8 protein-coding genes are annotated in these 9,672 nt (G+C 42.8%); all 8 read left to right on the plus strand.

The features are described from left to right. The first annotated feature begins 83 nt into the window (after positions 1-83). Positions 84-338: a hypothetical protein gene (locus ACYVUV_RS11380; protein ID WP_484499406.1), complete on the plus strand. Its 255-nt coding sequence runs from the start codon at positions 84-86 to the stop codon at positions 336-338. Between the two features lie 99 nt (positions 339-437). Next, positions 438-1,109, plus strand: a complete 672-nt coding sequence (locus ACYVUV_RS11385; protein ID WP_484499407.1) for an IS607 family transposase — start codon at positions 438-440, stop codon at positions 1,107-1,109. Continuing rightward, a complete protein-coding gene (locus tag ACYVUV_RS11390; RefSeq protein ID WP_484499408.1) occupies positions 1,075-2,766 on the plus strand; it encodes a zinc ribbon domain-containing protein in 1,692 nt (563 codons plus the stop codon). Before ACYVUV_RS11385 ends, ACYVUV_RS11390 begins: the two co-directional genes overlap by 35 nt. A gap of 331 nt (positions 2,767-3,097) precedes the next feature. Beyond that, positions 3,098-3,244 carry a hypothetical protein gene (locus ACYVUV_RS11395; protein WP_484499409.1) on the plus strand — a complete coding sequence of 49 codons (147 nt, stop codon included), beginning with the start codon at positions 3,098-3,100 and terminating at the stop codon, positions 3,242-3,244. 780 nt (positions 3,245-4,024) lie between these two features. Beyond that, a complete protein-coding gene (locus tag ACYVUV_RS11400; protein ID WP_484499410.1) occupies positions 4,025-4,243 on the plus strand; it encodes a hypothetical protein in 219 nt (72 codons plus the stop codon). A 224-nt stretch (positions 4,244-4,467) separates the two neighbouring features. Next, positions 4,468-5,568 (plus strand): hypothetical protein, encoded by a 1,101-nt coding sequence (locus tag ACYVUV_RS11405; protein ID WP_484499411.1) that lies wholly within the window; start codon positions 4,468-4,470, stop codon positions 5,566-5,568. Positions 5,569-5,698: 130 nt separating this feature from the next. After that, positions 5,699-6,808 (plus strand): hypothetical protein, encoded by a 1,110-nt coding sequence (locus tag ACYVUV_RS11410; protein WP_484499412.1) that lies wholly within the window; start codon positions 5,699-5,701, stop codon positions 6,806-6,808. Between the two features lie 106 nt (positions 6,809-6,914). Further along, positions 6,915-8,735, plus strand: a complete 1,821-nt coding sequence (locus ACYVUV_RS11415; RefSeq protein ID WP_484499413.1) for a hypothetical protein — start codon at positions 6,915-6,917, stop codon at positions 8,733-8,735. Positions 8,736-9,672 lie beyond the last annotated feature (937 nt).

Below are 9,672 nucleotides of genomic sequence, written 5' to 3' on the forward strand. Positions count from 1 at the left end.
ATTATCGTAACACGCAAATCATGCTATAATTGAGCTGGAAACTGAAAGAATAAAACACTTAATATACTGCAAAGGAACATAACATGCCAAGAGGTGGATTTAGAGAAGGCGCTGGACGTCCCAAAAGCGGACGCAAGGTCCATACAATTCGGGCGACTGATGAAGAATGGAAACTGATTAAAGCTTACAGTGAGCAGGTGAAAAAGATGGAAGATTTGCTGACCAAAGAAGATGCACTGAAAGTTGCTAAGAAATACGCTAAAGAAAACAACTTAGTCATTGGTAGATACATCGGTGAGAATTGGAATGCCTATTACTGGGAATCATGCAACAGATAAATTAAGTATTCAATTCTATTCATATACTAGGCACTAGTTTTTACTAGTGCTTTTTTGTGTGCTATAATCGGCCTAACGAAATGAAAGGATGATCCGGTCATGGCTGATGAATATATTGGCATCAAAGAAGCAGCGGCATATCTAAAGGTCTCAATTTCTACTCTGAGACGCTGGGAAAGAAAAGGACTTATCGTTCCTCTCAGAACTGCAGGAAATCGCAGAAGATACACCAAGAAGCAGTTAGATACCTTGCTGGGAGTTGATACAAGACCAGACAACGATGCCTTGGCCAGCAAGTCGCTGGTAATTGGATATTGCCGTGTATCCTCCTCCGAGCAAAAAGCAGATCTTGAAAGACAGGTTGAAGTCGTAACCAACTACTGCGAGAAGCAAGGCTACCGCTTCCGAATCATCAAGGATATTGGCTCTGGCATGAACTATAAGAAAAAAGGCCTGCAAGAGCTGCTTCGGCTGATATGCGAAGGCGGATGTGGAAAGATCGTTATCAACTACAAAGACCGTTTGGTTCGCTTTGGATATGAGCTGATTGAGACAGTCTGCAGCGAACACAACGTTGATATTGAAATAATCAATGAGACTGATGATGTCTCATATGAAGAAGAACTGACAGATGACGTGCTGGCAATCATTACATTCTTCTCTGCCAAGCTGTATGGCAAGCGAAGCCATCGCAATGAAAAGATCGTCAGCGAAAACAGAAAGCTGTTCTCAAAAAATGACACGAAAGACAAGAAAAAAGGTTCAGACTAAGACTGTCCGAGCCTATACCGTAAAACTGACTAATGAAGAAATGAAAGAGCTGGATGAGCTGTTTGTCAGCTATGGCAGATGCAAGGATCTGCTCTTTGCTCAGCTGTGCGGAATCAATCACATGACTGACCAGTGGCGTGATCCAAGAGACAGAATCCGCAAGCACGACGGTGAAATCAAGAAGGCCCGCAAAGCGGTCAAAGACTGGAAAAAAGCATATAAGAAGAACAAAGCTCAAGGATTGAAAGCCCCTGATGCCAAAACAGTCAGCCTTGCAAAACAAAAGCTTCTGAATGAGCAGTTTGGCATTCAAGGTCGGCACGTAACGGAAGCCGTTAAAGACGTGTGCATGAATCTCAATTCCATGTGGTCAAATCTTGGCTCAAAACTGAAAAAACAGGTGCAGGCCAATGAATCATTGGCCAGTGCTGAGCGCCAGTATCTCAATTACGTCTTCACTTCGCCATATTATTGGCAGCTCATCTTGCAAGGACGTGAGGACGAAGCTAAGCCAAGCAAGAAAAACAGCAAGTATCCCGCACTGAGAGCGGCATTGACAGAAGATCAGCTCCACCACAGCTTTAGATACATCAGACGTCTTACCAGAAAGCACAAGCCATATCCTCATTCAAGTGCCGCACGCTGCATGCTCTGTGACGAAATAATGTGGAGAATTGTCGAAAAAGATGGAGCAAGCTATCTGAAGATTATGACGGCAAAGCCGGGCAAGCCAAAGATGTTTAAGCTGACGGGGCCATACTGCTATGCAAACAAGAATAAGCGTGGCGACATCCAGCTCATTCTTGACAGAGACAAGAAGAGACTGGAAGTTCACCGTGCTATTAAGGCGGCTGCAGATGACAAACGCAAGCCAAAGAAGAAGCTGGGCATGGCCACTCTTATTTCGTGCAGCAGCGGCCAAGAATATGGAACAAGCTTCAGCAAGCTTGTGGGCACTGAAGCTGAACGGATCAATCGCCGCAATACGAATCGCAACAAATACATCCAGCCAGCTAAAGAATTGAGACGGCAAAAATCTGATTTGGAAAAGAAATTGTCAAGTGCTCACTCTGCCAAGACGAACAAGCGCATCAGATGTCGCATTGGCAGCATTGAGCGTCAAATTGCTCGTCTGGAAAATCATCATCTTGGCAATAAGCTCTATCACCGTCAACACGAGAGAAAGCAGAACAACATGGAGCGGATGATGAACGAAAGCATCAGACAGATGCTTGTGGCTGAAAAGCCAGACGCTCTTGTCAAAGAAGATCTGAGCTTTACAAAAGAAAAGCTGCCAAAAGCAGCAAATCGCTATGAGGCAAAGGCAAGACGCAAGCTGTCTTCATGGGCAAAAGGAAGGTTGAACGAGCGCATCGAGTATCTGTGCGCCAGTCAAGGAATCAAGGCGGTCGATGTCAATCCAGCATATACGTCACAGTTCTGTCCAAGATGCGGTGCGCATTTCAGTGAAAGAAAAGGTGCACATCATGAGACAGTGGTCTGCCCAAATTGCGGAGAAATGAACGCAAATACGGCCGCAGCCGTAAACATCTTGAGAAGGATGGATGACAAGGAAATAACACTGTACACGCCATATCAAAGCGTTGAAAAAATTCTTGAAGAACGCTATGCGAAAAAGCAGGCAGTGATGGCATAGTTCATCAGTAAAAGCGTCACGAGCGTGGGTTCGTCCCTGCTTCAAGTCTGGGACTGGGCGCTGCCCTAGAGCCTCGGCACTAGGGCAACTTAGGACATATTCCTGCCCGCTTCACAAACATCGCCTCCGGGCCTTGCTTATGAAGCATGGCGAACTCTTTGACTGTGCGTATGATAAAAGCATCAGAAGCTAGGGGCGACCTTAGTGGAGGTGCAGACAACCGAACGCACAAGGCATTTCCTCGTGAAAAAGCCTAAAAAAATTCTTTAGTTTCGGCTAGAGGACAAGAATGTGATCATTAATGTTCACTTGGATATTAATGGATATGTTTTTGAATTCGGACGTAGATGATCTAGCAATTAAAAACAAGTTTATCGGCTGGCCGTTCTGGCTGGAAGTAGACAAACTTGGCGAAGTACTAGTCGATAACTCTCCGCTTGGAAATTTAGTCGGCGGCGATGAAATCGAAGATGACTGACAAGGTCCATCCCCTTGCTACCATTAGCTTCTCCTGGCAATAAAGATTAAGAAGGTCTCATTTCTGATAAAATAAGTAGGAAATACTTTGTTGGCTACCAATTTGCAAGATGTTATTTCTGGTAAGACATTGGCCTGCTCGACGATTAGTTCAGATTGCCAAGGTGTAATTTCTGATAAGCTTTTTTCAAAAGGACGGACCGCTGTCTCTCAATCGTTGATTTTCAAGGCGTTATTTCTGATGAGAGCATCCCTCCCGTACAGCAATGTACATGCCAGGGATGCTTTTCTTCTGCAGATTAATTTGCTTAGGTAGCGGTGAGAAGATGGTGTTGGGGGATGCAATTTTGGCTGACAAGATGTACAATTAAGGTGTAAAAAAATTTACTTTGTTTTTTACGCCTAGGTCTCACAGGGGACTTAGCACTAGAACAGTTGCTCTAGTGGGCCGCAAGGTCAACAATTTTTCAGCATTTTTGCTGGCATGAGAGAGTTCTCTCGTGTTGTGGTTAGAAGCCTGGCTCAGCCGGACTTACAATTCTTGCATGGCGTATTTGTCGTGCTTTTGGTTATTTTACAAACAGAGAAATAAGGTTAGAGGAGACTGCAGAAGCTTTTGCAGCCTCTTTTTTGTGCTTTCAAAGCACTAGAAAGGAGTCAATTATGGGACCACCATAGTTGAGAAAATCGAAAAAATTATTGGCAGAGGACTTAAACACAGTGTTTGAGCCCTTTAGCCCTTTTTTTGTTTTTTTAAAATTAAAAGCGGGAGGATAAAACAATGACAATCTACAAATTACCAAAGGCAGACCGGGAAGACTTCGATGAAGAATACTGGGGATTAACCGATAAGCAACTGGATGAACTCGTAAAGGGTGATCTGGAACTCGTAAAGAGTGATCTGGAAGAGGATAGAGAGCTTGCAGCTCGTTTTGGCGACTTGGATATCTTGGTTAATAGAGCTCAAGCCCTCGAAGACCTCGACCTCCTTGTTCATTGAGCGAAGCAAGAAGAAGCATTATCTTGGGATCTTGTCTCAAGACAAGGATAAGTGGGTTCGTGACATGGCGATTATGCGCCTGTTCACGGCCTAAAAATTAGAACTGGAAATTCATCAAAAATAGGATTATACGGCGAAAATCGCTAATACAAATAGAAACTTGAGAGGTAATAACAATGTCAACACACGCAACTATCGCAGTAGTAATGAACGGAAACAGTATTATGATGAACCGGGTAAACTTTGATGGCTATCTTGACCATACTGGTCGTGTGCTGTTGAAGTACTTCAATGACAGTGCTTCAGCAAGTAAGTTGGCAAGCACCAATGAAGTGCGCACCGTTGATTTGGATACCGGAAAACTTGAATGCTACGAATCAAATGAGTACTATCCACGTCAGCTGGCCAACATTTATGACTGGTACAAGTTAATGCCAGCAGAAGAATACAACTACATCTTCGTAGACAGCAAATGGTTCTTGTACAGCCCTGCTAAGCTTATCCCGCTGCAAGGTGAGGATGAGTATGAGGCACCGCTGTTAGGGGCTGCTCAGATTGTTCCAAATTCAATTCAAGCAGACGATCAGTTGATGAAAGAAATCAACGACCAACGAAACGAAACGTTGATTACCTTAACGCAGCAGGCATTAAAGCCAATTGGTGGACAATGTCACCGTGCTCTCTATGATCGCTGGCACGTAAGAATTACAGGAGACTTTGATCTTGATTATGACTTGGATTCTGACACATATCGTTACAATTTCTATGATGGTATAGGTTTCGCTTACATCGTCTACAACAGTGTTGTTAAGCGTTATGAAGAAGCAGCAGAAAACAAGCAATGCAAGTTCAAAAAAGAAGATGAACAGACAGTTGCCAAAGTAATGAACTATTGGAATAAGATCATCGGTTTTGATCGTGCCAAGTACGTAACTTATGACGAAGACTACCTGCAGTACTTTTTGGATGCTTTAGGAGGCATGGACACTAAGCACTATATCTCTAAGATGGAGTGGCATAAGAAGGGCTATGTTCAAAAGAAGATCGATGCTTTGATTAGCTCAATGAGTGATGAAGAAAAGCAAGAGATCTTGAGCGTATTTAAAAAGGGGTCAAGCTGGGATGAACATATCTCTGCTGCCCCAGTATTTGAATACAAAAACAACCTTCAGAAGTACGGCACTGGCTACAAGGACATGAAAGAAGAACTGAAAAAAGACGAAAACTACATCAAGATGTGTGAACTTCGCGATGCAGCCGAAATCAAGTGCCGGGAATCATTCTTGAATCAAGTATCCAAGATGGCCCAGCAATCGGAAATTTAAGGCAACATGCCTTGTGCAATGAAATAAATATTTTAGGTGAAAGAGGACTTGAGCACGACAGAGCGTTCAAGTCCTCTTTTTGCATTTAGGAAAACAAAACGAAATCAAATACACGATAAGGAGAATCATCATGAGAAAAGAAGAACAAGACATCAAGTACTTTGCTGTTAACGGCAGTGACCAAGAACTTATCAAGATGCTCAAGCAGCATGCTCCATCTGTGAGCGCAATTTCAGCTGAAGCTTTTGATCGCCGCAACTATGCCTATACAAAGTCAGGCAGCTGCAGCCTTGGATTCCTGTACACGGAGCCAGCTTTTGCTCCAAACCAATTAACTGGCAACGTTGATGCTTTAAAAGAACAGAAGACATCTAAAGAAGAAAAGATTCAATCAAAAGACTGGGTGGTAATGGCTGTCATGGCTTATCAACCACACATTAGATTCGATACAAATGGCAGCAAGAAGTCACAATGGCGCTACATGCCATTGATGTTTGCTGCGCCAGGTGCCAAGAAAGTCATCATGAACTATCACAAAGGTGATTCCATCATGGTGGAAGGCCGGCTGGAAGCAATGCCTGGCGAAGATCCTGGCGATGCTATGAGCTTTAAATGCTGCATGCTCGTCGAAAGCTTCTTATGCAACGCATCTCAATCTGCACGTAAAAAGGCAGAAGCAAAGTTTGAGAAGAGTGCGGAAAGAAGCAAAGGCTTGGATGAAATTGAGAACGTACTTAATGATTCATCCTTGTCTAGCGACAAAAAGATTGCATTGATTCAGCAGATGATGGCTTCAAATAAGCAGACAGCCAAAAAGCCTATGCAAGATGCTCAAGCTAAAGATTCATCTAGTCTCAAACGAAGCAAATCACGCGGTAAAAACAAACAACCAACACCTGTGCCGCCAAGTGAGATATTTGTTCAGCAAACTCTGAGCGATAAATTGTCTGGCAAGCCAATTCAAGTGAATGGCAAAGACATGACATTCAAAGGAACTATCTCGCTTTCTAACGGCGAAAATAAGACAAGCAAAAATTCTGAACAAGGCGATCACAAAAGTCGCCACTATGCCTGTCAAGGCTACAAAAGCGATGACGTTAGTACTGCAGAAGAAAGCAATGAATCTGAAGACGAATTTGCTTCATCTTTTGACAAGTGGGTTCAGCAAATCAAACTTAAGGATAAACAAGGGCTTCTCGTTCCAGAATTTAACGATGAAGATCAAGGCAAAGATAAATAAATGGATCTCTGACTTTTGGTCCGTTTAGCACAAGATTTTGGGGCTTCAGCGGGCCAAGCAAAATAATGCTTTAGTCTGCTTTCACCCTAATAGAAAGGAGCAAGTCATGAATGCTCAAACTATCAACGTTAGCAACAAGGTAACCGAATTAATGCGCAAGAGCTATGGCTTTTCACGTCAAAAGTATGAGCTTGTTTTGAAAGATACGGATACGCAATTGCAGATCTGGCGCAAGATTGCGCGCTACATTTATCGCAATGCACGTGCAGAGCAGTCAGACAATCCGCTAGAAACTTCAGAAATGGAAGACCTCAGTTTCTTCCTTGGCTTTGCTCAAAAAACTTTTGGCGCGCATACTCTTGCTAAAGTCGACCCAAAGGAGTTTGGCGCATTAGAGAAGCGGCTCTTTAAGAACGGCTTTAAGGATGAAGCAGAAGGCGTTAAGCGTGCTATGGATCATGCTTATATCTTTACGCCAAATGACAATTCTGGCAGAGGGTACAAACACGTGCTGTATCTTCTTGATCCGGAAAACAAAGTGCTGCCTCGCTACAGCAATAGAATGAATGGCTGCTTCCATTGGGAGAAGTCAAACTACAAAAAAGAAAGTATTGGCTTGCTCAGTCGAGACAGATTCAATTGCCTTAATCTTGAAGACGTTCGAGGACTTGCACAGCTTTTCAGAGTCGTCATCAAGCGGGCAAAAGAGCAAGAAATGAATGCGGAAAATAGTGGATTGAATGGCAAGTTTTGCAATGACCCAATGAAATATCTGCACTCTGATGCAGTTCATGAGGACGCAGTTGAAAACATGCTGCCATTCACGTGCGACTTTACCGTGAAATTTGGCTACAATCTGCCATTCAGACTGGCTTGTGGTGACCCTAAAGCCTTTTGCAAGTATATTGAGTTCGTCAATATGGATTGCATGTCTCCAGAAGAGAAGATCAATCTGAGCGACGAATGGGTCATAGTCGGAGACGCTAGAAACGTTACTTATTACGGAACCTATGACAAGTGCTTGACTGAAGTATTTTGGCCTCTTCAAGCTCGCAGTTTCTTGCACAAATTCATCAAGAAGTTTGCGGCACAAGCCAGAATGCTTAAATACCAGCAAGTACAGTCAGAAACAGAGCATGCCAAGTTTTTCCAAACTAAGAAAAACATCAACTTGAAAACTCAAGCTGAAATGAATCGTCTCAGCAGAAGCTGGGCTGGCTTATTCAGCACTGTAGAAATCGACAATGACGTTGACCTGGAAGACTTGCAAAAGCTCATTCCTGAATTTACGTCAATTAGTGATATCTTACCTAGAGTTAACAGTAATGCACTGCCAATTCTTCGGTTCAGAAAGATTCGCAACCACAAAGCTTTAGGGCTTTTCTCACCGTTCAACAACACAATTGCTGTTGATTTTCGTGCAAACGAAGAAGAGGGAGTAGGCTTGCAGAGTTTTGTACATGAATACGGACATTTCCTGGACTACAATGGCAGCAACAAAGGCATTTTTTCACTGCAGAATCCTTTCTCAAAGATTTTGGAAAGTGCCAGATCTGAAATCTATGCTGACAATCAACTAACTAAGAAGGCTGACTACTACTCCACATCAACAGAGGTATTTGCCCGTGCGTTTGAACTATACTGCTCTCACTGCGGATTAAACAACTCTTTGATCAGAGACCCGGAAGTTTATGCCGAAGACAGTCGCTTTACGTCTTTTAGCAATGAATGTCGTGAATGGATCTACAGCTATTTCAAAGGCCTTTTCCCAGATCTTGAAAAAAACATCAAGGAAAAGATTGAATATGAAAAAGCAACCAGTGCACAACAAATTATTGTTGGCATGAAGAGGGTGCAATCAATTACCAAAGAAGTCGAAGAAATGACAATGAACACTGAAAAATGCGTACAATTGTCTTTATTCTAACTTCGCTATTAGGGCGGTATCCCTCCTATAGAGCAGTCTGTGAGGGTGGGGGATGCTGCTTTTTTGTTTTTACTTGCCAAAACATTAGAAATAGATTATAATTAGACGGGATTGATAAGGTGTCATTTTTGATAAGTCTTTTCCCCTCCAGAAGCTGAAAATGCAGGGATAACCAGATTGAGAAGGTCTCATTTCTGATGAAGATAGCATCCCCCCGTACAGCAATGTACAGGGCAGGGATGCTTTTCTTTTGCCAGATTAATTTGCTTCCGTCAGAAAACCTGCAGAAATCAGACGAAAAATCTTGCTAAAATCTTGAGCAAAAATAACAAGGTAGCGGCGAGAAGATAGAGGCGGGGGATGCAATTTTGGCTGACAAGATGTACAATTAAGGGGTAAAGATTATTGTATTTAGTTTTTACGCCTAGACTCCATAGGGAGTTTAGCACTAGAACAGTTGCTCTAGTGGGCCGCAAGGTCAACAAGCTTTTCAGCATTTTAGTGCTGGCACGAAGAAGTTTCTTCGTGTAGTGTTTAAAAGCCTGGCTTAGCCGGACTTACAATTAACGTATGGCGTTTTTGCCATGTTTTTAGTTATTTTACAAAACGAAAAATAAGGTTAGAGGAGACTGCAGAAGTTTTTGCAGCCTCTTTTTTGTGCTCTTGGGGCACTAGAAAGGAGTCAATTATGGACCCACCATAGTTGAAAAAATCGGAAAATATTATTGGCAGAGGACTCAGACGCATATAGCGTTTGAGTCCTTTTTGTTTTTAAAAGAGAGGGCATAAAACTGACAATCAACAAGTTATCAATGCAGAGAGGGTTAACATGACAAAACAAAATAAGCGTCATGGTACAAATGACGCTATCGAGAAGAAATGGCTTTGGAACAACGAAATGTTTGCGGACGTTTGCAACGCTTTGTTGTTTGACGGC

Source organism: Lactobacillus sp. WILCCON 0149 (assembly GCF_057197965.1).